The sequence below is a fragment of the Pseudonocardia sp. T1-2H genome, from assembly GCF_038039215.1.
Lineage (GTDB): Bacteria > Actinomycetota > Actinomycetes > Mycobacteriales > Pseudonocardiaceae > Pseudonocardia.
The window spans coordinates 5626016-5649838 of sequence record NZ_JBBPCL010000001.1 but is presented as its reverse complement, the minus strand read 5'-3'; the positions used below and the strand labels follow the sequence as shown (position 1 = coordinate 5649838).

The following is a 23823-nucleotide window of genomic DNA, read 5'->3' as shown; positions in this document are numbered from 1 at the left end:
GGTTCGTCCCCGATCCCCGGTCTTGTCCCGCGTGTGACGATGGTCGGGTGAGTACACCGGCCGTGTCCCCCCGGGCGACCCTGACCCGCCGCCGTTCCGGGCGGCTCGTCGCGGGCGTCGCCGGCGGCGTGGCCGACCACCTCGGCATCCCCGTCCTCTGGGTCCGCACCGCCTTCATCCTGCTGGCCGCCGCGAACGGGGCGGGCGTGATCGCCTACGCGCTGCTGTGGATGTTCGTGCGCCAGGAGGCCCTCGACGTCCGGCGCGCCGTGGACCGCACCGAACGCCAGCAGGCGTTGGGCCTGACCGTGCTCGCGCTGGGCGTCGGGCTCGCGGCGGCGGCGTTGAACAACTCGGTCGTCGGCTGGATCGTCGGGCCGCTGGGCGTCGCGGCGGTCGGGGTGGCGGTGGTCTGGCGGGAGGCCGACGAGGCGCAGCGGCGCCGCTGGGCGGTCGGCGCGCGGGCCGGGGTGCTCGGCATGGGCGGCGGGGGCGGCCGGGCGATGATCATCCGGGTCGTCGCCGGCGTGCTGTTCGTCGCGGCCGGGATCACGGTGTTCCTGCTCGGCAACCTCAACCTCGGGCAGATGCAGTTCGGCGTGCTGGCCGTGCTCGCCACGATCGTCGGCATCGCGGTGCTGACCGTGCCGTGGTGGGTGCGGCTGGTCCGGGAAGCTCGGCGAGGAACGCCGGGAGCGGATCGTCGAGTCCGAGCGCGCGGAGATCGCAGCCCACCTGCACGACTCGGTGCTGCAGACCCTCGCGCTGATCCAGCGCCAGGCGGCGGACCCGCGCGAGGTGCAGCGCCTCGCCCGCGGCCAGGAACGCGAGCTGCGGAACTGGCTCTACGGCCCCACCGGGTACGGCCGCGGCGGGACGAAGGCCGCCACCCTCGACGAGCAGCTCTCGGTCGCCCTCGGCGCCGCGGCCGCGGAGGTGGAGGACACCTACGCGGTCACGGTGAACCCGGTGTTCGTCGGCGACGCCCCGCTCGACGACGGCCTGCGGGCCCTCGTGCTCGCCACGCGGGAGGCGATCGTCAACGCCGCGAAGCACGCCGGGGTCGGAGAGATCAGCGTGTACGTGGAGGTGGAGGCGGAGGACGACGGAGGCGTGGTGCACGTGTTCGTCCGGGACCGGGGCAGGGGCTTCGACCCGGATACGGTCCCCGAGGACCGGCACGGCCTCGCGGACTCGATCCGCCGGCGGATCGAACGCCACCACGGCTCGGTCCGGCTGCGCAGCGCGCCGGGTGAGGGCACCGAGGTGCATCTGGCCGTCCCGGTCGGCCCGGGGGACGATGAGCGGGACGAGTCGGTGCCCGCGCCGAACGACGAGCACGAGGACGCGCGATGACCGAGACCACGCCCACCGACTCCGACGCGCCGATCCGGGTCTTCCTGGTCGACGACCACGGCCTCTTCCGCTCCGGCGTGCGCGCCGAGCTGGACCGCGGCGTCGCCGGGACGCCCGCGATCGAGGTCGCCGGCGAAGCCGGGTCCGTCGAGGAGGCGGTGGCCGGGATCGCGCACCTGCGCCCGGACGTCGTGCTGCTGGACGTGCACATGCCGGACGGCGGGGGCGCCGAGGTGCTGCGCCGGGTCCGCCCGCAGCAGCCGGAGGTCGTGTTCTTGGCGCTGAGCGTGTCCGACGCGGCCGAGGACGTCATCGCCGTCATCCGGGCCGGTGCGCGGGGCTACGTCACCAAGACGATCTCGGCGACCGAGCTGGGTGGCGCCGTGCGCCGGGTGAAGGCCGGGGACCCGGTGTTCTCGCCGCGGCTGGCCGGCTTCGTGCTGGACGCGTTCTCGGACCGCCCGGGCGCGGCACCCGCCGTCGACCCGGAGCTGGACCTGCTCACCCGCCGGGAGCGGGACGTCCTGCGCCTGCTCGCCCGCGGCTACGCCTACAAGGAGATCGCCGGGGAGCTGTTCATCTCGGTGAAGACGGTGGAGACGCACGTGTCGAGCGTGCTGCGGAAGACGCAGCTGTCGAACCGGTACGAGCTGTCCCGCTGGGCGTCCGACCGCCGGCTGGTCTGAGCCACGCCCGACCGGGCGTGGCTCAGGGCCGGGCTACTTCCGGCCGAGCGCGCCGCCGAGGGCCTTCGCCGTGTTCCCCACGACGGACTCCGGCTGCGCGGACCCGTCGTCCGAGGTGCCGAGCAGCGACCCCGTCACCGGCGCGACGGCGTCCTGCACCGGCTTCGAGAGCGGCGCGGTGAGGTTCGTGACCGGCGCGGCGAGCCGGTCGACCGTGCGCGTCACCGGACCGGAGATCGGGGCCACCGCCTTCGCCAACGGCTGCGACACGGGCCGGAGGGTGTCCGTCAGCGGCTTCACGGTGCCCTGCGAGGCGTGCCGCAGCGTCTCGGTGACGGGCTTCGCGGCGCTCGCGACGGGCGCCAGGACCTTGTCGGCCGTGGGCTTCAGCGCCTTGCCCGCGGTGTCCAGCGTGGACGTGACCGGGGCGGTAACGGTGTCGACGGTGTTCATGGCGGGCGCGACGACCTGCCGGCCGACCGTCTGCGTCGCCTGGCCGACCGGGCCGGCGGGCCGGCTCACCGCGGGTGCGGCCGCCGCGGGGGTGGCGCCGGGGTTCGTGGCGGTCCGGCCGCCTGCCGCCGGCGCGACGGGCCCGATGAAGTTCCCGCCGGCCGCGGGGGCGGACGTCGGGGAGGCGGCGGGGCCGGCCGCGGCCGGGCTCAGTGCGCTCGGGAAGGCGACGTTCATCCAGGAGCCCGGGGCGGCGGTGCCGGCGTCCAGGGCGTCGGACGCGAACGCGGCCGACGCGGGGTCCGACCCGTCCGGGAGGCGCTGGCCGGGGAAGCTGCCGTTCGCCGACGCCTGTGCCTCGGAGCTGCCCGAGGAGGCGTTGGTGAGGACGGCGGCACCGAGCACCGAACCCGCGGCGAGCAGCGTGCCCGCGGCGATCGCGCTGCGCTTCGCGGCGGTCCGGGCGGGACCGCGCGGGGTGGGGACGGCGGCCGGGACCGGGGCCGGGACGTCGGTCCGGCCCTCGCGGCGCAGCAGCGATCCGACGGACACGACCTCGGCGGGGGCGGCCGTGTGGACGGCGGCGAGCGCGGCGCCGTCGATGACGGGCCTGGCCTGCTCCGGGACGACCGGGGCGGCGTCGGGCGAGGAGGTGCGCTGCGCCGGGAGGTTCCGGCGCATCAGCTCCGCCACGGTGACCCTGCCGGTGGACGGCAGCTTGTTACCGACGCGGTGCTCGAACGTTGCCACGATGGGACGACCTCCAGGGACTGTGCGACCCGAACAGGTCTACCCGAGTGACGATGTGTCATCCAAGTGCTACTCGCCCGCTCGTCGAGACTCACCCGTTCGGTCGAACTCCGTTCATCGGGCGAGAGGTACCGCTAGCCGATCGTCACAACCTGGAAGGCCTCGGCGACCCTGCCGGCGGGAAGATCGAATCGCCTGGCCACGGTGCCGCCGACGCCCCGCAGGAGCTCCTCGAGGTCCGGGCGATGAGCGGTCTGCGAAACATGTGCCCGCAGCGAGGCAACCTTCTTGGAGAAGCTGTCCGTGACGTCCACGACGTGGTTCGTCCGCTCCTCCGGGGCGCCCATGAGCCACATCTCGGAGACGGTCCACGCGTCGAGGCCCTCGTCGGCGAGCAGTTCCGGGTGCGCGAACGGGTTGCGCGCGTCCGGGTAGACGGCCGCGAGGGCGGCCTCGCCTGCGGCGCGGTGGTCCGGGTGGGACGCCCCGATCCGGTTCCACCAGATCTCCGGGGACTGGGTCAGCACCCGCTGCGGCCGGAACCGGCGGATCTCCCGGCTGATGTCGCGGCGCAGGGCGATGTCGGCGACGAGCCGTCCGTCCGGGTAACCCAGGAACGTGACGTCCTCGACGCCGATCTCCTTGGCCGCGGCGCGCTGCTCGGCCTCCCGCAGCGGGCCCATCTCGGCGCGCGGGGTGTCATCGAAACCGCCCGCGTCACCGGAGGTGCAGATGCAGTAGGCGACGTGGATCCCGGCCTCGACCCAGGACGCGACGGTCCCGGCCGCACCGAAGTCCACGTCGTCCGGGTGGGCGGTGACGACGAGGACGCGCTCGACGTCCGTCCGGGGAGAGAGACACGGTTGAAGACTCTAGGACCTCGCCCGTGGCGGCCCGCTCAGCGGTTCGTCGGGTACCGGTTGCGCTCGGCGTTGAGGCCGTTCCAGCCCATCAGGCCGCCGCCGGCCGCCAGCAGCACGCCGAGGATGTCCATCGTCAGGCCGCCGGAGGTGAACAGCAGGCCCAGGAGGGCGAGCCCGGCCGCGCCGCCCGCGGCGGGCCAGCGGGTGCGCGTGTAGGCGGCGATCTCCGCGCCCGCCGCACCCTTCTTCTTGGCAGCGTTGGACAGCATCGCCACATATCCGACGTGGCCCAGGGCGGCGAGGAGCCCGACGAGCGCGATGAGCGTGAACACGATCCCCATGGCCCCCACAGTGCCACGGCCGGAGACCATCGTGGGGTGGAATCGGTCGGAGATCTGCGGAGGTCAGGGGCGGGTTCTCAGCGTGTTCCCAGCCGGCCCCGGCCGAGCCGCAGCAGCATCATCGCCAGCTCGCGGCCCTCGGGGCCGAGCTCGCGGAAGCGCTCCAGCACCCGCATCTCGCGGCTGTAGACGATCCGCGGGCCACCCGCGGCCATCCGGGCCACGCCGATCCGCTTCGAGACCTCGGTGCGCCGCTTGATCAGGCGCAGGATCTCGGCGTCGAGGTGGTCGATCTCGAGCCGCAGCTCGCCGATCTCCTCGGCGGACGGGATGTCGGTCTCGGCTGCGGTGTTCTGCACGGCGCCGGAACGGTCGTCGGTCACGGACATGGTCTCCTCCTGGTGCGGGCCCACCGCCCCGGACACACGAACGCCCCGGGGTCCTGTGGACTCCGGGGCGTAGGTCGGTCTGCGTCAGGCAGGACGATCGACGGGTGCCGGAAACCGGTACCCGTAGAAAAATCGCCCGTCGCGGTGCACCCGGGCAGTGTGCCACACGGTCGCCTCCGGGGGCAGTGTCGGTTCGGGAACCGTCACCCCGCAGAGGTACCGTGTTCGACACGATGAGCGCGCTGTTCGAACTCCCCGCCCAGGCCACCGTCGAGCCCACGACGGCGCGGGGTCGAGCCCTGCTCGAGGGGCTGAACCCGAAGCAGCGGGAGGCGGTCGTGCACGCGGGCACCCCGCTGCTGATCGTGGCCGGGGCGGGGTCGGGCAAGACCCGGGTGCTCACCCACCGGATCGGCTGGCTGCTCGCCGAACGGGACGTGCACCCGGGCGAGATCATGTCCATCACCTTCACCAACAAGGCCGCGGCCGAGATGAAGGAGCGGGTGGACGCGCTGGTCGGGCGCCGGTCCGCCGCGATGTGGGTCTCCACGTTCCACTCCATGTGCGTGCGGATCCTGCGCCGCGAGGCCAAGCACCTCGGCGTCCGCAGCGCTTTCTCGGTCTACGACGCGGACGACTCGCGCCGGCTCGTCAGCCTCGTCGCGCGGGACCTGGAGCTGGACCCGAAGAAGTTCGCCCCGCGGGCGCTGGCCGCGCAGATCTCGAACCTCAAGAACGAGCTGCTCTCCGCGGACGACGCCGCGTCCCGCGCGGGCAACGAGCACGAGCGCCGGATCGCCGAGGTCTACGCGAACTACCAGTCCCGGCTGCGCCAGGCGAACGCCTTCGACTTCGACGACCTGATCATGGAGACGGTCTCGCTGCTGCAGCGGATGCCGGCCGTCGCCGAGTACTACCGGCGCCGCTTCCGGCATGTGCTGGTGGACGAGTACCAGGACACGAACCACGCGCAGTACGCGCTGGTCCGCGAGCTGGTCGAGCCCGCGACGGCCGGGGCGAGGCCCGCCGAGCTGTGCGTCGTCGGGGACTCGGACCAGTCCATCTACGCCTTCCGCGGCGCGAACATCCGCAACATCACCGAGTTCGAGCAGGACTTCCCGGACGCCACCACGATCCTGCTCGAGCAGAACTACCGCTCGACGCAGACGATCCTCACGGCGGCGAACACGGTCATCGCCCGCAACCCGAACCGTCGGGACAAGCGCCTGTGGTCGGACCAGGGGGACGGCGAGAAGGTCGTCGGCTACGTCGCGGACAACGAGCACGACGAGGCGTCGTTCGTCGGCCAGGAGGTCGACCGCCTGGTGGACTCGGGTGAGTTCCGGAACTCGGACATCGCGATCTTCTACCGGACCAACGCCCAGTCCCGCGTCTTCGAGGACGTGTTCCTGCGGATCGGGCTGCCGTACAAGGTCGTCGGCGGCGTGCGCTTCTACGAGCGCAAGGAGATCCGGGACGCGCTGGCCTACCTGCGGGTGCTGTCGAACCCCGAGGACACGGTGAGCCTGCGCCGGATCCTGAACGTGCCCAAGCGCGGGATCGGGGACCGGGCCGAGGCGGTGGTCGCGGAGTACGCCGAGCGCGAGCGGATCTCGTTCGCCCAGGCCCTGCGCGTCGCCGCCGAGGAGCCTGCGAGGCTGCACGCCCTGGCCACCCGCTCGCAGCGCAACATCGCCGGGTTCCAGCGGATGATGGACGAGCTGCGCGAGCTGGTCGAGCGCGGCGACGAGACCGCGGAGATCCTGGAGGCGGTGTACGCGCGCTCCGGGTACGTGTCCGAGCTCGAGGCCAGCGAGGACCCGCAGGACGGCACGCGCCTGGAGAACCTGGCCGAGCTGGTGACGGTGGCCCGCGAGTTCGCGGGCGACGCGGCGGTCGCCGACCTCGAGGTGGACGACGACGTCGCCGCGGGTGCGCCGGAGCCCGGGTCGCTCGCCGCGTTCCTGGAGCGGGTCGCCCTCGTGGCGGACGCGGACTCCATCCCGGACGACGACGCGGGCATGGTCACCCTGATGACCCTGCACACGGCGAAGGGCCTGGAGTTCCCGGTCGTGTTCCTCACCGGCTGGGAGGACGGGATCTTCCCGCACATGCGCACCCTCGGGGACCCGACGGAGCTGGCCGAGGAACGCCGGCTCGCCTACGTCGGCATCACCCGGGCCCGGGAGCGGCTCTACCTCTCCCGCGCGATCGTCCGGTCCGCGTTCGGGCAGCCGAGCACGAACCCGGCGTCCCGCTTCCTGGACGAGGTGCCCGCCGAGCTCGTGGACTGGCGGCGCTCGGAGCCGGAGCGCCCGTCGGCGCCGGTCGGCCGCTTCGGCTTCGGCCGCCGCGAGACCGCGACGGACCGCGGGGACTGGAAGGTCCCGCAGCGCACCCTGAACGCCGAGATCAGCCTGGACGTCGGGGACCGGGTCAGCCACGACAAGTACGGGCTGGGCACGGTCGTCGCCTCGGACGGCATCGGTCCCCGCGCCACGGTCACGATCGACTTCGGCAGCTCGGGCACGGTCCGCCTGATGCTGATCGGCGGGGTCCCGCTCCAGAAGCTCTGACCCGCCGGCGTTCCGTGGCCGGGGGACCGGACGGCTCCTCCGCCGCGGACCCCGTCACCAGGATCGTGGGCTCTGCCCGTGATCGGCGCGACGAGGCGAGGCGACGGCGGGGTCAGTCCGCCGGGCCGTCCCCGGTGCCGGTGCTGGTGACGTCGATGCCCCTGGCCCGCAGCCAGGGCAGTGGGTTGATCTTGTTGTTCGTCGCGTCCCAGATCTCGAGGTGCAGGTGCGGGCCGGTGGACTGACCGCGGTTGCCGACCTCGGCGATCTTCTCGCCGGCCCGGACCTTCTGGCCGACGTCGACGAACGAGCGGTTGACGTGGCCGTAGACGCTGTGCGTGCCGTCCGGGTGCTTGAGCACCACCCACATCCCGAACCCGCTGGCCGGGCCGGACTCCTCCACCACGCCGTCGGTCAGCGCGAAGATCGGCGTGCCGATCGGCGCCGCGAGGTCGATGCCGTAGTGCGTGACGCCCCAGCGGGCGCCGAAGCCGGAGGTGAAGCGGCCGTTCGTCGGGAGCACGTAGGCCGTGCTTCCGTCCAGGACGGCCTCGGGAGCGCCGCCCGCGAGCGCGGCCCTGATGATCGAGGTGCGCTTCTGCATCTCCTCGCCGATGCCGGCGGCCTTGACCAGGCTCGCGACGTCGACCTCGGACCTCTCGTCGAGCGCGGGGAGCGTGAAGGAGTTGCCGAGCTGGTCGCCGCCGATGGCGTTCGCGCTGGTGGCCGGCGCGGCCGAGGCCACCGCCGACTGGACGGGATCCGTCACCGGGAGCATCGCGTTCCGGGCGAGCTTCGCGTACGGGTCGTCGGAGACGCCGGGGTCACCGTGGGCCGACACCAGGGTCTGTCCCGCGGCGACGAGCGCGCCGCCGGCCACGGCGAACGCCATCGCGCGAACGTGCAGCGACGGCGAGGGTGGCGCCGGAAGCCGGTGCGATCCCGGCGGGGCCGACGCGTGGGGGGCCGCGTCGAACTCGTCGGGGACCGGTCGGGCGCCGCTGGGGGAGCGGTGGCTCGCCAAGACCTGCCCTTCTCGACAACCCTGGGGTGGGCTTCGTGCATCCCTGCCGGTGGCGGCGGCGACATCGGGTCGGGGAACCCTGGCGGCTGTCGGTTCGGGGTCGGCAGCCTGTCGTCGTGATCGCTCCGTGACACGGACCGGGTGAACGTAGCGGGGTTACCCGCGAGTCGGCAAATTCGGCGCGCGGGTGTTCGGACCCATGGCCCGATCGGCTCACGAGGCGGGCGAGGCTCCTGCACGCAGCGTGTCCGGCACCCGCGTGATGTGCCGATGACGCCGACGGAAGTGCTGGTCGTGGACCGGCCGGGCGAGCGCGGTGGCGACCCAGTGCACGGTGCGTGAGTCCACGGGCAGGGCCAGGTGACCCACGTCACGGAGCTCCAGCTCGTCGATCCGCAGGTCCGGATGGCTCAGTCGGGCATTCCTCTGGGGGACGATCATCTCGTCCATCCGGCTCCACACGACGACGAACCGGGTGGTGCAGCCGGGTGCCGGCTCGTCGAGCTCGGCGAGGACGTCCGAGCCGGGGCGCAGCTGGCGGGCCAGCGGGGTGGGCATCAGGTAGGCCATGTTCGAACCGGCGTGCGGGCTGCCCATCGTCACCAGGGTGTCCACCGACGCCGAGCCGCCGAGCCGCTGCACGTAGTAGCGGGCGATCATGCCGCCGAGCGAGTGGCCGACGATGTGCACCTTGTCCGCGCCGGTCTCCGCGCGCAGCCGCTCGACGTGGCTGCGCAGCTCGTGCGCGGCGCTGCGCAGGTCCCCGGTGAGGAGGCTGTAGTTGATGGCGTGCACGACGCCGAAGCCGCGGCGCCGCAGCGCCCGCCGGAAAACGGTGAACACGGACCGGTTGTCCATGATCCCGTGGACGAGCAGGACCGGTGTGCCGGCGGCCTCGATGTCCCCGACGACCAGGCACCGCTGGGCCGGCGGAAGGTCGTCGGTCCGGTAGACGTCGTGCTGGTGGATCTTCTCGCTCGCCAGACCGATCGGATAGAGCGCGATGTGCGCGGCCAGCCAGGCGCTCTCGAGCACGAGTCCCCGGAGCCCCGGGGGCGCGCCGAACGTGCGCAGCGCGTAACCGCCAGCGCGTCCGGCCCCGGCCGCCAGGGACTGCACGCCGCCGGCGACCAGTGCCAGGCGGCGCAGTCCGCCCTGGACCAGCGCCATGGATGAACGGTAGGCCACGTCAAAGAGAATTGCCGGGTGAAATCGCACCGAAACATCCGGACCGGTCATCGCACCTGATTCCTCGTCGGCAGGTCCGAACGGGTGGCCCGCTGGGCCGGTCGGCCGCCGCATCGAGCACAGTGTCGGTATGAGTGAGCGGGTGCGTCTGATCCTGGTCGCCTCGGGTGACGACACCGGCGGTCCGGGTACGGGGATCAGCGGGCTGGCGCGCACCCTGCGTGACCGCGGCACCGAGGTGATCCTGCTCGACGAGGCCCGCTCGGCCCGGCACGTCGCCGCCGTCGCGCTGCAGGAGGACGTGGCCGCGGTGCTCCTGCCGGAGGCGCCGGAGGGTCTCGTCGCCGCTGTCCGGGAGGGGCTCGACGCGGGCGGCGCGGACGACGTCGCCGTCGTCGCGGGGGATGCGGGAACATGTGTCGCACGCCTCCCGGATCGACTCGGGGTGGCAGACCTCACCCCTGGCGACGGGGCAGGGTGATTGCTGTCACCGCCCCAGGTCAGGGCATGTGTCGAGCACGTCGCTAGGGTCCAATGGCAGCAGCGCGATCGAGTCCTGCGGTCGACGCCGTCCGGAATCGCAGCAGCGGTCCCGCGACAGGGCGAGCACACCGCGGGCACAGCGAAGTGGAGCGGGAGAACCGAGTGGACCTGTACGAGTACCAGGCGAAGGATCTCTTCGCCGCACACGGAGTCCCGGTGCTTCCGGGCAAGACGGTGGACAACGCGGATGCCGCTGCGGCCGCCGCCGCGGAGCTGGGCTCCGCTGTCGTGGTGAAGGCCCAGGTCAAGACCGGAGGCCGGGGCAAGGCCGGCGGCGTGAAGCTGGCCGAGACGCCGGACGAGGCCAAGGAGAAGGCGAACGCCATCCTGGGCCTGGACATCAAGGGCCACACCGTGCACCAGGTGCTGGTCACCACGGCGAGCGACATCGCCGAGGAGTACTACTTCTCCTTCCTGCTGGACCGGTCGAACCGCACCTTCCTGGCCATGTGCTCGGCCGAGGGCGGCATGGAGATCGAGCAGCTGGCCGTCGAGCGTCCGGACGCCCTGGCCCGCATCGCGATCGACCCGATCGCCGGGGTGGACAAGGCCAAGGCCGCCGAGATCGTCGCCGAGGGCAAGATCCCGGCCGCGGTCGCGGACCAGGCCGCGGACGTCATCGTGAAGCTGTGGGAGACCTTCGTCGCCGAGGACGCGACGCTCGTCGAGGTCAACCCGCTCGTGCGTGACCCGCAGGACAAGGTCATCGCCCTCGACGGCAAGGTCACGCTGGACGAGAACGCCGGCTTCCGGCACCCGGCGCACGCCGAGCTCGTCGACCAGCGCACCGAGAACCCCCTCGAGGCCAAGGCGAAGGCCAAGAACCTCAACTACGTCAAGCTCGACGAGGGCCAGGTCGGCATCATCGGCAACGGCGCGGGTCTCGTCATGAGCACCCTGGACGTCGTCGCGTACGCCGGGGAGAAGCACGGCGGCGTGAAGCCGGCGAACTTCCTGGACATCGGCGGCGGCGCGTCCGCGCAGGTCATGGCGGACGGCCTGGACGTCATCCTGGGCGACCCGGACGTCAAGAGCGTGTTCGTCAACGTCTTCGGCGGGATCACCGCCTGCGACGCCGTCGCGAACGGCATCGTCGAGGCGCTGAAGATCCTCGGCGACTCGGCCACCAAGCCGCTCGTCGTCCGGCTCGACGGCAACAACGTCGTCGAGGGCCGCAAGATCCTCGACGACGCCAACCACCCCCTGGTCACCCAGGTGGACACGATGGACAACGCGGCCGACAAGGCCGCCGAGCTCGCAGCAGCGGGGGCCTGATCATGTCGATCTTCCTCAACGAGAACAGCAAGGTCATCGTCCAGGGCATCACCGGCGGCGAGGGCACCAAGCACGCCACCAAGATGCTGGCGGCGGGCACGAACATCGTCGGCGGCGTGAACGCGCGCAAGGCCGGCACCACGATCACCCTCGGCGGCAAGGACCTCACGGTCTTCGGCACCGTCGAGGAGGCCATGAAGGAGACCGGCGCGGACGTCAGCGTCGTCTTCGTGCCGCCGAAGTTCGCCAAGGACGCCGTCATCGAGGCGATCGACGCGCAGATCCCGCTCGCCGTCGTCATCACCGAGGGCATCCCGGTGCACGACTCGGCCTACTTCTGGGCGCACGCGGTCGCCAAGGGCAACAAGACCCGGATCATCGGCCCGAACTGCCCCGGCATCATCAGCCCCGGCAAGTCCAACGCCGGCATCATCCCGGCGGACATCGCGGGCGCGGGCAAGATCGGCCTCGTGTCGAAGTCCGGCACGCTGACCTACCAGATGATGTACGAGCTGCGGGAGTTCGGCTTCTCCACCGCGATCGGCATCGGCGGCGACCCGATCATCGGGACCACGCACATCGACGCCCTCGAGGCGTTCGAGGCGGACCCCGAGACCGCCGCGATCGTGATGATCGGTGAGATCGGTGGCGACGCCGAGGAGCGGGCCGCCGCGTTCATCAAGGAGAACGTGACCAAGCCGGTCGTCGGCTACGTCGCGGGCTTCACCGCCCCCGAGGGCAAGACGATGGGCCACGCCGGCGCCATCGTCTCCGGCTCGGCGGGCACCGCGCAGGCGAAGAAGGAGGCCCTCGAGGCCGCCGGGGTCAAGGTCGGCAAGACGCCGTCCGAGACCGCCGCCCTGATGAAGGAGATCATCGCCGGGCTCTGAGCCCGGCCGGGTCCGTCCGCTGGACAGACCCTTCGGCCTCTCCGGAGGCGGATCGGCCGACGCGCGGGCCCCGGGAACCCTCCCGGCGCCCGCGCGTTCTGCTGTCATCAGGTGTCGGCGTCCGCGTGTACGGGCGCGGTGGGCTAGCGTTCGCCGCGACCGGTGTCCGCGACGCGACCAGTACGTCCGAGAACGACCGCCGTGCCCGACGGTCCAGGGAGCAGTCGATGAGCCAGCAGCACGAGCCGCCCGCCACCTCCGGGGAGACCGGATCCGCCCACGCGGCCGCCGCGCCCCCGCTCGCCCCCGGTCCCGCCCGGATGCTCGTCCTGGTGGGCGCCGGCCTGGCGCTGGTGGTCTACCTCCTCGGCTTCTTCACCGACATCGGCTTCGGCCTGGGGACCACGCTGGCGCTGGCCGGCGGCCTGCTGGCTGCGGCGGCCCTGCTGCCCGGGGCCGGTCGCGTGCTCCTGCCGGGCGCCGTCCTCGCCACGGTCGGCTTCCTGACGTTCCTGCAGACCGTCACCATTCTGCAGGGGACCGTGGGCGGGATCGTGATCACGGGCCTGGTGCTGGCTTTCCTCGTGGCCGCGGTGCTGGTCGCCGCGGTCCTGCTCGACGCCGGCATGCTCTCGCTGCCCGCCCCGCGCCCGTCCCCGCAGAACTCCGGCGCGCACGGCCGGCCCGGCTACGGCGGCTACCCCGGCCAGGGCTACGGCCAGCAGGGCTACGGCGCCTCGGGCCAGCCCGGGTACGCCCAGCCCGGGTATGCCCAGCCCGGATACGGGCAGCCGGGGATCGGTCAGGGCGGCCAGCAGTACGGCCAGCCGGGCTACGGGCCGCAGGGCGGCTACGGCGGCGGGTACGTCCAGCAGCCCGCACCCGGCCAGCAGCCCGCACCCGGACAGCCGGCCTACGGCCAGCCCGGTCCGGGTCAGCAGGGTTCCGGGCAGCCCGGCCAGGGCCAGCAGCCGTGGGGCCAGCAGCCGCCGTACGGCCAGTCCGGATACGCCCAGACCGGGCCCACCCAGGCCGTCGGCACGCCGCCGGGCCAGTCCGGGGCCGGCTCCCACGAGACCCAGGTCGGTGCCTCCGGGCAGCCACAGGACCTCGGTGCCACCCGGGTCGACGGCCCTCCGGTCACGGATGCGTCCCCCGAGGAGCACACAAGCCGGCACGGTCAGCCGGAGGAGCAGCAGCGCCCCGGGAACGGCGGCGAGCACACCACCGTCATCCAGAACCCGCGCAAGGACGACCGGGGCTGATCCCGGTCGTCGCGGGTGACCGGCCCGTGACGGCGTCCCGGCGTGGCAGGCTGACGCGCGGCCGTCGCGCTGCGACGCTGGCCGGGTGACCCGCTCCCTCTCGGCTCCCGACCGTCCCGAGACCCCCGGCGACGAGCGCGGACCGGGTGACGGTCCCACCCCGGTCGAGGGGCTGGACCGACTCCGGATCCTGCTGGCCGCCGCCATGGGCACGGTCCTGGTCAGCTACGCGATGCTGGTGCCGGTCGCCGCGCTGGTCATGGGCACGGCGGGTGGGAGCGTCTCGGTGGACGGCGCGTTCGCCGTCTCCATCCCGCTCTGGCTCGCCGCGCACCAGATCCCGATGGCGCTGGAGGGGCAGCCCATCGGCGTGCTCCCGCTGCTGCCGACCCTCGCGGTCGCGGTCGTCGTCGCGATCGGGACCCGCTGGTCCGTCCGGCGCCTCGGCGGCCGGTTCCGGCTGGACACCGGTCCCGTGATCGCCAGCCAGGCGGGCGCGCACGCCGCCGTCGCGGTGCTCGGCAGCGCGCTGCTGCCCCGGGCGGCCGAGGTCGTCGTGTCCCCGTGGGGCGCGATGGTCGGCGGCGGTCTGGTGGCGGGGCTCGCCGCGGCGATCGGCGTCCTGCGGGCCTGCGGGCTGCCCGACGCGTGGCGCGAGCGGCTCCCCGGCTGGCCGGCCGCCGGGCTGGCCGCGGCGGCCGTCGGCGGCGCGGCGCTGCTGACGCTCGGCGCGCTGGCGGTCCTGGTCGGCCTGGGCTTCGGCGCCACGCGCGTCCACGCCGGCTACGTCGCCGTCGCCCCCGCGTTCGGGGCGGGCCTCGGACTCACCCTGCTCGCGCTGGCCTACCTGCCCAACGCCGTCGTCGCCGGGGCGTCCTGGCTGCTCGGCCCGGGAGTCGAGGTGGGGACGGCCTCGGTGTCCCCGCTCGGCTCGACGAGCGGCCCGCTGCCTCCGTTCCCGCTGTTCGGGGCGCTGCCCGTCGGGACGCCGCCGGTGTGGGCGGTCGTGGTGTTCCTGCTCCCCGCCGGGGTCGGACTGCTCGTCGGCGGGATGTGCCGGCGGGTGCTCGGGCCCTCGTCGACGGTGGTGCAGCGGATCCGCGCGGTCGGGACGGCCGCGGCGCTGCTCGCCGCCGCGGGCGCGCTCGCCGCGACCCTCGCCGGAGGCAGACTCGCGGCGGGGCCGTTCGACCCGGTGGTCGTGCCGCCGTGGCTGGTGCTGCTGGCGGTGCTGCTGTGGGTCGGCGGGCCGGGGGCGCTGGTTGCGCTGGTACAGCGGGGTGCGGAGGCGCCCGACGGATACCGGCACGTCGAGGAGGAGCGCCGGGACCCGGAGACCGGGGACTGGGACGACGAGTGGGACGAGGCTGCGTATGACGAGTCCGGGCACGACGTGCCCGGGCACGAGGACCTCGAGCCGGACGGGGACGATCCGGAGGACCGGGGTCCGGTGGACGCCGCCTCCGAGGCCGAGACCGACGACGACCGGCAGCGCCGCCGGGGGGCATCGGCCGAGCCCGTCGATCACGGAGACCTGGACGGGTACGCGCGGCCCGAGGACGAGGTGCGCGACGGCCCGGTGGACGACGCCTCCCCAGACGACGACGCCCTCGCAGACGACGACCTCGCAGACGACGACCTCGCAGACGACGACCTCGCAGACCGCGAGCCCGTGGACGGCGGCCTGGCCGACGACCCCGCAGGCGACGGCTCCACAGGCGACGACCCCGCAGCCACCCCGGCGCCCGGTGACGAGCCCCTGTCCCGCGCCCGCTCCGTCGGCGCCCGGTACTCCGAGCGGGAGCAGCGCCGCCGGGAGAAGCGGCGGGAACGGACCCGTCAGGAACGGGAGGGCGGGCCCCGCGCCTCCCGGTTCCGCCGGGCCGAGCCCCGGCAGGGCCCGGCCCGTGCGGCCGAGCCCGTATCGGAGCGCCGAGCGGCCGAGCCCCCGGTCGAGCGCCGAGCGGCAGGCCCCCGGATCCCCGGCTCCCGGGCGCCCGAGTCCCACGCGCCCGAGTCCCACGCGCCCGGACCCGGTGCGTCCGGGGAGCCGGCGCACGACGCGCCGAGGGAGGGCACCGAAGCGAAGCCGCGGACCGTCGCGGAGCTCGTCGCCCTGCGCGCCCGGCAGGCCGAGGAGGCCGCCCGCGGGGACTGACCGGCACCCCGTGCGGGCGACGCGGCCGCGCTGTGACCCGGGTCGCGGTTTACGCTGGTCAGGGTCGCAGTATCCGACGGGGAGGACCTCCCGCAGTCGGTGCCGCCCCCGTCGAGAAGAGGAGCCCGGTTGTCCGCCGCGTCGAGCGCCGATCCCAGCGCCGCGAGCAGCACACCCGGACCCCGCCCACCTGCGCGGCTCGTCGTCCTGGCGTCCGGCTCCGGCACGCTGCTGCAGGCCCTCCTCGACGCCGCCGCGGACGCGGCCTACCCGGCCGAGGTCGTCGCCGTCGCCGCGGACCGGGACGCCCCCGCCGTCGAGCGCGGGATGCGGGCCGGCGTGCCCACCGCCGTCGTCCGCCCCGCGGAGCACCCGGACCGGGACGCCTGGAACCGCGCGCTGCTGGCCGCGGTCCGTGCGCACGAGCCCGACCTGGTCGTCTGCGCCGGGTTCATGCGGATCCTCGGCCCGGACTTCCTGGGCGGGATCGGCTGCCCGATCGTCAACACCCATCCGGCGCTGCTGCCGTCGTTCCCGGGCGCGCATGCCGTCCGGGACGCGCTGGCACACGGCGTCAAGATCACCGGAACGACCGTCCACCTGGTCGACGCCGGTGTGGACACCGGGCCGATCCTGGCCCAGGAAGCCGTACCCGTGCGGCCCGGCGACACCGAGGCCGAGCTGCACGAACGGATCAAGAACTCGGAACGGCGGCTGCTGGTCGGCACCGTCGAGGCGCTGGTCCGCATCGGATCGGCGCGAGCGGAGAAAGAGGCGAGCATCGACGTGAGTGAGCGCAGGCCGGTACGCCGGGCCCTGATCAGCGTCTACGACAAGGCGGGTCTGCCGGACCTCGCCACCGGGCTGCACGCGGCGGGCGTGGAGATCGTCTCCACCGGGTCGACCGCCCAGCGCATCGCGGACGCGGGCATCCCGGTGACCCCGGTCGAGGAGCTGACCGGCTTCCCGGAGACCCTCGACGGCCGGGTGAAGACCCTGCACCCGCGGGTGCACGCCGGACTGCTCGCGGACACCCGCCGCCCTGAGCACCTCGCGCAGCTCGAGCAGCTGGGCGTCGCGCCGTTCGACATGCTCGTGTCGAACCTCTACCCGTTCACCGAGACCGTCGCGTCCGGTGCCACGCAGGACGAGTGCGTCGAGCAGATCGACATCGGCGGGCCCGCGATGGTCCGGGCGTCGGCGAAGAACCACGACAGCCTCGCCGTGATCACGGACCCGGCGCGGTACGACTGGGTCCTCGAGCAGGTCGCGGCGGGCGGGTTCCTGCTCGCGGACCGGCGCCGGCTCGCCGCCGAGGCCTTCCGGCACACGGCGAGCTACGACGTCGCCGTCGCGTCCTGGATGGGTTCGGTCCTCGCGCCCGAGGCGGACACGGTGTTCCCCGCGTGGGCCGGTGCCACCTGGGAGCGCAAGGCGACGCTGCGCTACGGCGAGAACCCGCACCAGGCCGCGGCGCTCTACGTGTCCCCCGGGACGCTCGGGCCTCGCGCAGGCCGAGCAGCTGCACGGCAAGGAGATGTCCTACAACAACTACGTCGACGCGGACGCCGCCTGGCGCGCCGCGCACGACCACGGGGACCAGCCGACGGTCGCGGTGATCAAGCACGCGAACCCCTGCGGCATCGCGGTCGGCGCGGATGTCGCCGAGGCCCACCGCAAGGCCCACGCGACGGACCCGGTGAGCGCCTACGGCGGCGTCATCGCGACGAACCGCGAGGTCAGCGTGGAGATGGCGCAGCAGGTGAAGGACATCTTCACCGAGGTCGTGCTCGCGCCGTCCTTCGCCGAGGGCGCGCTGGAGATCCTCACGTCGAAGAAGAACCTGCGGGTGCTGCGGCTGCCCGGCGAGGTCCGCCGGACCGGCGCCGAGATGCGGCCGATCACAGGCGGGCTGCTCCTGCAGCAGCGCGACGCCGTCGACGCGGCCGGGGACGACCCGTCGTCCTGGAAGCTCGTCGCCGGTGAGCCCGTGTCCGACGAGGTGCTCGCGGACCTCGCGTTCGCCTGGCGCGCCTGCCGTGCGGTGAAGTCCAACGCGATCCTGCTCGCCTCGGACGGCGCGGCCGTCGGTGTCGGGATGGGTCAGGTCAACCGGGTGGATTCCTGCAAGCTCGCCGTGACCCGGGCCGGGGACCGCGCGCGGGGTTCCGTCGCGGCGTCGGACGCGTTCTTCCCGTTCCCCGACGGGCTGGAGGTGCTCCTCGAAGCGGGCGTCAAGGCCGTCGTCCACCCGGGCGGCTCGATCCGGGACGAGCAGGTCACCGCCGCGGCCGCCGCCGCGGGCGTCGCCCTCTACCTGACGGGCACGAGGCACTTCGCGCACTAGCTCTGTCGACTCACGAACGGCACCGTCGTGCGGACCTACCGCGCGAAGGTGCCGTTCGTGCATTCGGCGCAGGGATCCATCGGCGGACGCCCGTACGGGGAGTTGAAGAGGCTCCGTTCGGCCGCTAAAGTTCGAACACATGTTCGATGCCCGTCGTCTTCCCCGCGACGCGATCCGGTCGGGAGGTAGGTGTCCCGGTGAAGGGTGCCGTGGGGGACGCAGCGAGCAGGCTGGAGCTCGCACGCGGGCTGCTCCGCAGGATGGAGGACCGGTCGGATCGTTCGGACGCGGTGCGGCCCGCGCCGATCGGTCCCGGGGAGGACGTGGGCGGCGACGTGCTGCCCGTGGCGGCGCCGCTGCGGCCGCTGCTGCCCGCGGGTGGGCTGCGCCGGGGCTCCTCGGTCTCGGTCGCGTCCGGCACGGGATCGACGTCGCTGCTGTTCGGGCTGCTCACGGCGGCCTCCGCCCAGGGGATGTGGGCGGGCGTCGTCGGAGTGCCCGGGCTCGGGGTGGTGGCCGCGGCGGAGGCGGGGGTCCGGCTCGAGCGGCTCGCGCTCGTCCCGCGGCCGGGCGGGGACCTGGTCGCGGTCGTGCTCGCGCTGCTGGACGGGATGGACCTCGTCGTCGTCGCGGGGGCGCAGCGGGCCGGCCTGCGGGGGCAGGACCGGCAACGGCTCGCGGCCCGGGCGCGGCAGCGGGGTGCGGTACTGCTCGCGCTGGGGGCCTGGCCCGGCGCGGACGTCGAGCTGGGCTGCTCGGAGGTCCGCTGGTCGGGGGTGGACCGGGGCGCGGGACGGCTGTGCTCCCGACAGGTCGTCGTACGCAGCGGTGGCCGGGGCGCCGGAGCGGGGCGACGGGCGGAGGTGCTGCTCCCGGGGAGGAACGGCGCGATCGACGTGCCCGCCGCGGCGCCGGTGCCCGTCGTGGCAGGACACGAGGACACCCGGGTGGCCGTCGGATGAGGCCGCCCGACGAGCACACTGCCCCGGTGCACGGTGCCCCCGTGGACGGGGCCGCGGAACGGGTGCTCGCCCTCTGGTCCCCGGACTGGCCCGTCACCGCGGCCGCGCTGGGCGCGCACGTCCCGGCGCACCGGCCCGCGGCGGTGTTCCACGCGAACCGGGTGCTGGCGTGCTCGGCCACCGCGCGGGCGCACGGGGTGCGGCGGGGCCTGCGCCGGCGGGACGCCCAGGCCCGGTGCCCGGAGCTGGCCGTCCTCGCCCCGGACCCGGAGCGGGACGCCCGGCTGTTCGAACCCGTCGTCGTCGCCGTCGAGGAGCTGGCTCCCGGGGTGGAGATCGTCCGGCCGGGGCTGCTCGCGCTGCCCGCGAAAGGGCCCGTCGGCTGGTTCGGCGGTGAGCGGGAGGCGGCGGAACGGCTGATCGACCAGGTCGCCGCCCGCACCGGGGTCGAGTGCCAGACCGGGTTCGCGGACGGCCTGTTCGCCGCGGTCCTCGCGGCCCGGCGCGGCCTGGGGGTGGAGGCCGGGCGCAGCCGGGAGTTCCTGGCGCCGCTCGGGGTCGAGGAGCTCGACCGCGAGCCGGACGTGGACCGCGCCGAGCTGGTGGACCTGCTGCGTCGGCTCGGGCTGCGCAGCCTCGGGGCGTTCGCCGGGCTGGCGCCGGCGGACGTCGCGTCCCGGTTCGGGACGGACGCGGTGCTCGCCCACCGCCTCGCCCGCGGGCTGGACCCCCGTCCGCCCGTGCGCCGCCGCCCGCCGGAGGAGCTGGCCGTCGAGCTGGAGCTGGACCCGCCCGTGGACCGGGTGGACGCCGCCGCGTTCGCCGCCCGTGCCCTGGCCGAACGGCTGCACACCACGCTGGCCGGGCACGCGCTGTCCTGCACGCGGCTCGGGGTGTGGGCGCGCACGGAGGGCGGGGAGGAGCTGCTGCGGATCTGGCGTTGCGCGGAGCCGCTCACCCCGTCCGGCACGGTGGACCGGGTCCGGTGGCAGCTGGACTCGTGGCTCACCCGCGGCGGATCGGGCGCGGTCGTGCGGCTGCGGCTCACCCCGGAGGAGACCGTCACCGCCGGGGCGCTGCAGAGAGGGCTGTGGGGCGAGGTCGGCGAGTCCGACGAGCGGGCGGGCCGGGCGCTCGTCCGGGTGCAGGCGCTGCTCGGGCCGGAGGCGGTGGTCACCGCCGTCCTGACCGGCGGTCGGGACCCCGGGGAACGGGTGCGGCTCGTCCCGTGGGGGGACGACCGGGCGGCGGGCAGCGGGAGTGCGGGGCCGGGGGAGCTGACGGGCGCGCCCGCGCCGGAGCCGATCGGGCTGGGGGGACACCTGCGGGCAGCCCCGGGCGTCCCGGTCCGGCCGCTCCGGGTCGTCCCGTCCGCGACGGAGCCGGACGCCCGCGACCACCGGCCGGGGACCGCCGGCCGCGGCCCGGTGCGCCCGAACGACGATCACAGGCCCGCCGTGGCAGGGAACGCGCGGCCCGCCGAGGCCCCGCGGCTGACCGAGGCCCCGCAGCCGTCGAGCATCCGCAGGCCCACCCGCTCCCGGCCCATCCGCACCGCGAAGGCCGCGAAGGACCCCGTCCCCGCCTGGCCGGGCCGGCTCCCCGCGCCGTCCCCCGCGACCGTCCCGCCGGAACCCCTGCCCGTCGAGCTCCTGGACGTCGACGGGCGTCCGGTCGGGTTGCGGGCGCTGGACCTGCTGGACTCCGAGCCGCACCTGCTCGTCCTGGCCGGCCACCCCGGTCGCGAGCTGAGCGCGTGGGCGGGACCGTGGCCGTTGCAGCAGCGCTGGTGGGTCGGCGGCGCGCACACCGAGGTGCGGATCCAGGTCGTGCTCGCCGACGGAGCGGCGCTGCTCCTCGTCCATCGGGAGGGGCGCTGGTGGGTCACCGGCATCTACGACTAGCCCCGCCCGGTGCTCCAGGCTCCGTGCTTCCGGCCCGGTGCTCCCGGCCCGGTGCTTCCGCTCAGGGGCGCATCCCGTCGAGGGAGAGCGCGAACCGGCCGACCGCCCCGGCCAGCGCGTCGACGTTGCGGTCCAGCGCGGTCCGGTCCACGTTCGCCAGGGTGTCGCAGGCCTGGTGGTAGCAGGAGTCGTAGGGCTTGCCGGCCTCGCCACCCCACCGGGCCGCCTGCTCCGGCGTCTTGACCTCCTCCCCGCCGGTGAACAGACCGCCGGCGGGAATGCCCGCCTCGATGAACGGCCCGTAGTCCGAGCGCCCGTCGAAGTCCGTGCCCGCCGGCGTCACCCCGGTGGTGCGGAGCTGGTCCAAGAGGACCTGCTCGATCGTCGCCGAGCCCTGCGGCCCGGGGCCGGCCCCCACCTTGTCCGAGTCGTCACCGTCGTAGACCAGGTAGCCGGGGTTCGGCGAACCGATCATGTCGAGGTTCACGTAGAGCGCGATCGACGGACGTTCCTCCGCGGGCAGGTCCCGGACGTAGGCGGTCGAGCCCAGCAGGCCCTCCTCCTCCGCGCCCCACCAGGCGAACCGCACCGCGTTCCGGGTGGCCGGGGAGCCGCCGAGCCGGGTCGCGAGCTCCAGCAGCCCTGCGGTGCCGGTGCCGTTGTCGTTGATCCCGGGCCCCTGCGGCACCGAGTCGAGATGCGCGCCGGCCATGACCACGTTCGCGGTGTCGCCGGTGCGGGTCTGGGCGATCACGTTGCGGGTCGCCTTCTTCTCGATCGTCGTCGCCAGGGTCAGTACAGCCTGCGCACCGTTCTTCGCGACCAGCCCGGCGCCCACCGAGCTGCGGACGCCCGCGCTCGGGACGGCCCCCGGCGTCTCGCCGAGAGTGCCGTTGAGCGGCCCGTCCTCGGTGTTCACGACGACCACGGCGGCCGCCCCGGCCGCGCCCGCGAGCTGGGACTTCACCCCGAACGTGCAGGTCCCGCGGCGGACCACGGCGATCGCCCCGGCCGGGATCCCGGCGAAGTCGCTCGCCTCGCAGCCCGAGGTGTCGTCCTGCGCGATCACCGCGAGCGGCGCGGTGAGGGGGCCCGGCGTCGAGGGCGAGAAGCCGAGCGCGACGGCCTCGACCGGCGCGCCGTCGACCGTCAGGGTCTGGGTCTGCACGGTGAAGGTCGTGGCCTCGAAGGAGGGCGTCCGGACGTCGTACCCGGCGTCGCGCAGCTTTCCGGCCACGTACTCGACGCTCGCGTCGTACCCCGGCGTGCCGACGGCCCGGTTCCCGCCGTTCGCGTCCGCGATCCGCTGCAGCTCCTGCAGGTGCGCGTACGCGCCGTCGCCGGACACCTGGGAGACCAGGGCGGCGGGCAACCCCTGGTCCGGTTCGGGTGGGGCCGGACTCCCGCAGGCGACCAGCGCGGCCGCGCAGCTCAGGGCCGTGACCAGCGTGGCGGCTCCGGAGAGGGTCGGCCGGTGGTGCATCGCGCTCCCTAGGTCCGTTCCGTCCGGCGCCGTGCGGGCTCGGATGACGGGGATCAGTGTCCGCCACGTGCGGACGCCACGTCCCGGGAGCGGGCACACCCGAACGGGTGGCACGGGAAGCCACGGCCCACGCACGGGCGTCTCACAGGTACGTCACAGGTGGAGGCGGTGAACTGATCTCACAGCGCAGGGGAGCGAGACCTCCGAGAGTGACGGGGACCGGCTGCTGGGGAGCCCCCCGGCCCGCCACGCCCGGTTCAGCCCGTGCGACGCCGATCGGCACTGGGGAGCGCCCGGCCGGCGTCGCACGGGCACTTCTGTGCTCGGGCCCGTCCTCGTCTCAGGGCAGGTCCCCGGTGGACGCGAAGCGCGCCAGCGTCCCCGCCGCGACGTCGGTGAAGCGGTCCAGCGCGAGGCGATCGACGTTCGTCAGGTCGTCGCAGGCCGAGTGGTAGCAGCGGTCGAACACCTCGCCCTGCTCACCGCCCCACCTTCTGGCCTGGTCCGCGGACTTGTGCTCCGAGTCGCCCGCCAGCAGCCCGGCCGAGGGGATGCCGCGTTCACGAACGGGTCGTAGTCCGAGCTTCCCCTCCAGGTCCATCGGATCCGGTGTCACGCCGAGAGCGACGAACCGCCTGGTCAGGTCGATCGCGACAGTCGCGGAGCCGTCCGGTCCGCCGCTCGCCCCCTGCACGAAGTAGCCCGCGTTCGGGGCGCCGACCATGTCGAGGTTGAGGTAGAGGACGGGCGTCTCGTTGCCGGACAGCGAGTCCACATAACTGCGGGAACCCTCGTAGTCGATCTCCTCGGCGCCCCAGAACGCGAACCGGACGGCACGGGTCACCGGCGGCGAGCCGCCCATCCACGTCGCGATCTCCAGGAGGCTCGCGACGCCGGTGCCGTTGTCGTCCATGCCGAGGCCCCGGCGCACGGAGTCCAGGTGCGCGCCGGCCATGACGGCTCTGCGGGGATCGCCGGTGCGGGTCTGTGCGACCACGTTGCGGTACTCGCCCCGCCGGCCGTCCCGCTCGAGGACGAACGTGGGCGTGCTGACGTCGAAGCCGGCGTCCCGGAGCACGGCCGCGACGTGGTCGGCGCTCGCGTCGTACCCCGGGCCGCCGGTGGCGCGGTTCCCGCCGTTGGCCTGAGTGATCCCGGCGAGCGCCTGGAGATGGGTGTAGGCCCCGTCGCCGGTCGTCCGCGCGACGAGCTGGGCGACGGCGGGCGGGTCCGGCGCCGGCGGCGCGACCGGGGCGGCCGCCGAACAGGCGACGGCGATCCCGGCCGCGAGCGCGACCACCGTGGCGCGCAGGGCCCGCCCGGTCGGCCGGCGTCGCGCGGACCGAGGACACGGAGCGTGGTCCATGGCG

Annotated in this window: 16 protein-coding genes and 4 pseudogenes; 12 read left to right on the top strand and 8 right to left on the bottom strand. The window is 74.3% G+C overall.

Annotated elements, in window-relative coordinates; all coding sequences use genetic code 11:
* Positions 1–47: 47 nt before the first annotated feature.
* Both WBK50_RS27775 and WBK50_RS27770 read left to right on the top strand, forming a co-directional pair.
* Positions 48–1356 (top strand): annotated as a pseudogene (locus WBK50_RS27775) (ATP-binding protein).
* On the top strand, positions 1353–2042 hold the full coding sequence (locus WBK50_RS27770) for a response regulator transcription factor (protein WP_341338423.1): 690 nt from the start codon (positions 1353–1355) through the stop codon (positions 2040–2042). The pseudogene WBK50_RS27775 and the gene WBK50_RS27770 overlap by 4 nt, the downstream one beginning before the upstream one ends.
* A 33-nt stretch (positions 2043–2075) precedes the next feature.
* On the opposite strand, the gene WBK50_RS27765 is transcribed toward WBK50_RS27770, so the two are convergent.
* The 4 genes and pseudogenes from WBK50_RS27765 to WBK50_RS27750 all read right to left on the bottom strand — a co-directional run bounded on the left by WBK50_RS27765 (position 2076) and on the right by WBK50_RS27750 (position 4838).
* Complete coding sequence (locus tag WBK50_RS27765) at positions 2076–3245, bottom strand: hypothetical protein (protein ID WP_341338422.1); 1170 nt, start codon at positions 3243–3245, stop codon at positions 2076–2078.
* Positions 3246–3379: 134 nt separating this feature from the next.
* Positions 3380–4060: pseudogene (locus WBK50_RS27760) on the bottom strand (PIG-L deacetylase family protein); the annotation flags it as partial.
* 83 nt (positions 4061–4143) lie between these two features.
* Positions 4144–4449 carry a hypothetical protein gene (locus WBK50_RS27755; RefSeq protein WP_341338421.1) on the bottom strand — a complete coding sequence of 102 codons (306 nt, stop codon included), beginning with the start codon at positions 4447–4449 and terminating at the stop codon, positions 4144–4146.
* Positions 4450–4526: 77 nt separating this feature from the next.
* Complete coding sequence (locus tag WBK50_RS27750) at positions 4527–4838, bottom strand: chorismate mutase (RefSeq protein WP_341338420.1); 312 nt, start codon at positions 4836–4838, stop codon at positions 4527–4529.
* A 233-nt stretch (positions 4839–5071) separates the two neighbouring features.
* Between WBK50_RS27750 and pcrA the strand changes: the two genes are divergently transcribed.
* Positions 5072–7414, top strand: a complete 2343-nt coding sequence (gene pcrA, locus WBK50_RS27745; RefSeq protein WP_341338419.1) for a DNA helicase PcrA — start codon at positions 5072–5074, stop codon at positions 7412–7414.
* Between the two features lie 112 nt (positions 7415–7526).
* On the opposite strand, the gene WBK50_RS27740 is transcribed toward pcrA, so the two are convergent.
* Both WBK50_RS27740 and WBK50_RS27735 read right to left on the bottom strand, forming a co-directional pair.
* Positions 7527–8306 (bottom strand): M23 family metallopeptidase, encoded by a 780-nt coding sequence (locus tag WBK50_RS27740; RefSeq protein ID WP_341338418.1) that lies wholly within the window; start codon positions 8304–8306, stop codon positions 7527–7529.
* A 345-nt stretch (positions 8307–8651) separates the two neighbouring features.
* On the bottom strand, positions 8652–9608 hold the full coding sequence (locus WBK50_RS27735; protein ID WP_341338417.1) for an esterase/lipase family protein: 957 nt from the start codon (positions 9606–9608) through the stop codon (positions 8652–8654).
* A gap of 148 nt (positions 9609–9756) precedes the next feature.
* On the opposite strand from WBK50_RS27735, the gene WBK50_RS27730 reads away from it, so the two are divergent.
* The 9 genes and pseudogenes from WBK50_RS27730 (at position 9757) to WBK50_RS27690 (ending at position 20970) form a co-directional block, all read left to right on the top strand.
* Positions 9757–10107, top strand: coding sequence for a hypothetical protein (locus WBK50_RS27730; protein ID WP_341338416.1), 351 nt, complete (start codon positions 9757–9759; stop codon positions 10105–10107).
* A gap of 53 nt (positions 10108–10160) precedes the next feature.
* Positions 10161–11444, top strand: coding sequence for an ADP-forming succinate--CoA ligase subunit beta (gene sucC / locus WBK50_RS27725; protein ID WP_341338415.1), 1284 nt, complete (start codon positions 10161–10163; stop codon positions 11442–11444).
* Positions 11445–11446: 2 nt separating this feature from the next.
* Positions 11447–12334 carry a succinate--CoA ligase subunit alpha gene (gene sucD / locus WBK50_RS27720; protein WP_297494359.1) on the top strand — a complete coding sequence of 296 codons (888 nt, stop codon included), beginning with the start codon at positions 11447–11449 and terminating at the stop codon, positions 12332–12334.
* A 227-nt stretch (positions 12335–12561) separates the two neighbouring features.
* Positions 12562–13599: a DUF5336 domain-containing protein gene (locus tag WBK50_RS27715; RefSeq protein ID WP_341338414.1), complete on the top strand. Its 1038-nt coding sequence runs from the start codon at positions 12562–12564 to the stop codon at positions 13597–13599.
* An 85-nt stretch (positions 13600–13684) separates the two neighbouring features.
* The gene (locus WBK50_RS27710) at positions 13685–15757 is read left to right on the top strand and encodes a cell division protein PerM (RefSeq protein ID WP_341338413.1); all 2073 of its coding nucleotides are present in this window, start codon (positions 13685–13687) and stop codon (positions 15755–15757) included.
* 129 nt (positions 15758–15886) lie between these two features.
* Positions 15887–16510: pseudogene (gene purN, locus WBK50_RS27705) on the top strand (phosphoribosylglycinamide formyltransferase); the annotation flags it as partial.
* Positions 16511–16543: 33 nt separating this feature from the next.
* Positions 16544–18104: pseudogene (gene purH, locus WBK50_RS27700) on the top strand (bifunctional phosphoribosylaminoimidazolecarboxamide formyltransferase/IMP cyclohydrolase).
* Positions 18105–18301: 197 nt separating this feature from the next.
* A complete protein-coding gene (locus WBK50_RS27695; RefSeq protein ID WP_341338412.1) occupies positions 18302–19066 on the top strand; it encodes a hypothetical protein in 765 nt (254 codons plus the stop codon).
* A gap of 26 nt (positions 19067–19092) precedes the next feature.
* Positions 19093–20970: a DNA polymerase Y family protein gene (locus WBK50_RS27690; RefSeq protein WP_341338411.1), complete on the top strand. Its 1878-nt coding sequence runs from the start codon at positions 19093–19095 to the stop codon at positions 20968–20970.
* Between the two features lie 61 nt (positions 20971–21031).
* On the opposite strand, the gene WBK50_RS27685 is transcribed toward WBK50_RS27690, so the two are convergent.
* Positions 21032–22453 (bottom strand): M28 family metallopeptidase, encoded by a 1422-nt coding sequence (locus WBK50_RS27685; protein ID WP_341338410.1) that lies wholly within the window; start codon positions 22451–22453, stop codon positions 21032–21034.
* Positions 22454–22793: 340 nt separating this feature from the next.
* Complete coding sequence (locus WBK50_RS27680; protein WP_341338409.1) at positions 22794–23819, bottom strand: M28 family peptidase; 1026 nt, start codon at positions 23817–23819, stop codon at positions 22794–22796.
* Between the last annotated feature and the right edge of the window lie 4 nt (positions 23820–23823).

Excerpts from the sequence above, each read along its gene's own strand:
- WBK50_RS27715 (WP_341338414.1), top strand. The coding sequence starts at position 12,562 with ATGAGCCAGCAGCACGAGCCGCCCGCCACCTCCGGGGAGACCGGATCC.
- WBK50_RS27680 (WP_341338409.1), bottom strand. The coding sequence starts at position 23,819 with ATGGACCACGCTCCGTGTCCTCGGTCCGCGCGACGCCGGCCGACCGGG.
- sucD (WP_297494359.1), top strand. The coding sequence starts at position 11,447 with ATGTCGATCTTCCTCAACGAGAACAGCAAGGTCATCGTCCAGGGCATC.
- WBK50_RS27735 (WP_341338417.1), bottom strand. The coding sequence starts at position 9,608 with ATGGCGCTGGTCCAGGGCGGACTGCGCCGCCTGGCACTGGTCGCCGGC.
- pcrA (WP_341338419.1), top strand. The coding sequence starts at position 5,072 with ATGAGCGCGCTGTTCGAACTCCCCGCCCAGGCCACCGTCGAGCCCACG.
- WBK50_RS27730 (WP_341338416.1), top strand. The coding sequence starts at position 9,757 with ATGAGTGAGCGGGTGCGTCTGATCCTGGTCGCCTCGGGTGACGACACC.
- WBK50_RS27740 (WP_341338418.1), bottom strand. The coding sequence starts at position 8,306 with ATGGCGTTCGCCGTGGCCGGCGGCGCGCTCGTCGCCGCGGGACAGACC.
- WBK50_RS27770 (WP_341338423.1), top strand. The coding sequence starts at position 1,353 with ATGACCGAGACCACGCCCACCGACTCCGACGCGCCGATCCGGGTCTTC.
- WBK50_RS27750 (WP_341338420.1), bottom strand. The coding sequence starts at position 4,838 with ATGTCCGTGACCGACGACCGTTCCGGCGCCGTGCAGAACACCGCAGCC.
- WBK50_RS27685 (WP_341338410.1), bottom strand. The coding sequence starts at position 22,453 with ATGCACCACCGGCCGACCCTCTCCGGAGCCGCCACGCTGGTCACGGCC.
- sucC (WP_341338415.1), top strand. The coding sequence starts at position 10,161 with ATGGCAGCAGCGCGATCGAGTCCTGCGGTCGACGCCGTCCGGAATCGC.
- WBK50_RS27755 (WP_341338421.1), bottom strand. The coding sequence starts at position 4,449 with ATGGGGATCGTGTTCACGCTCATCGCGCTCGTCGGGCTCCTCGCCGCC.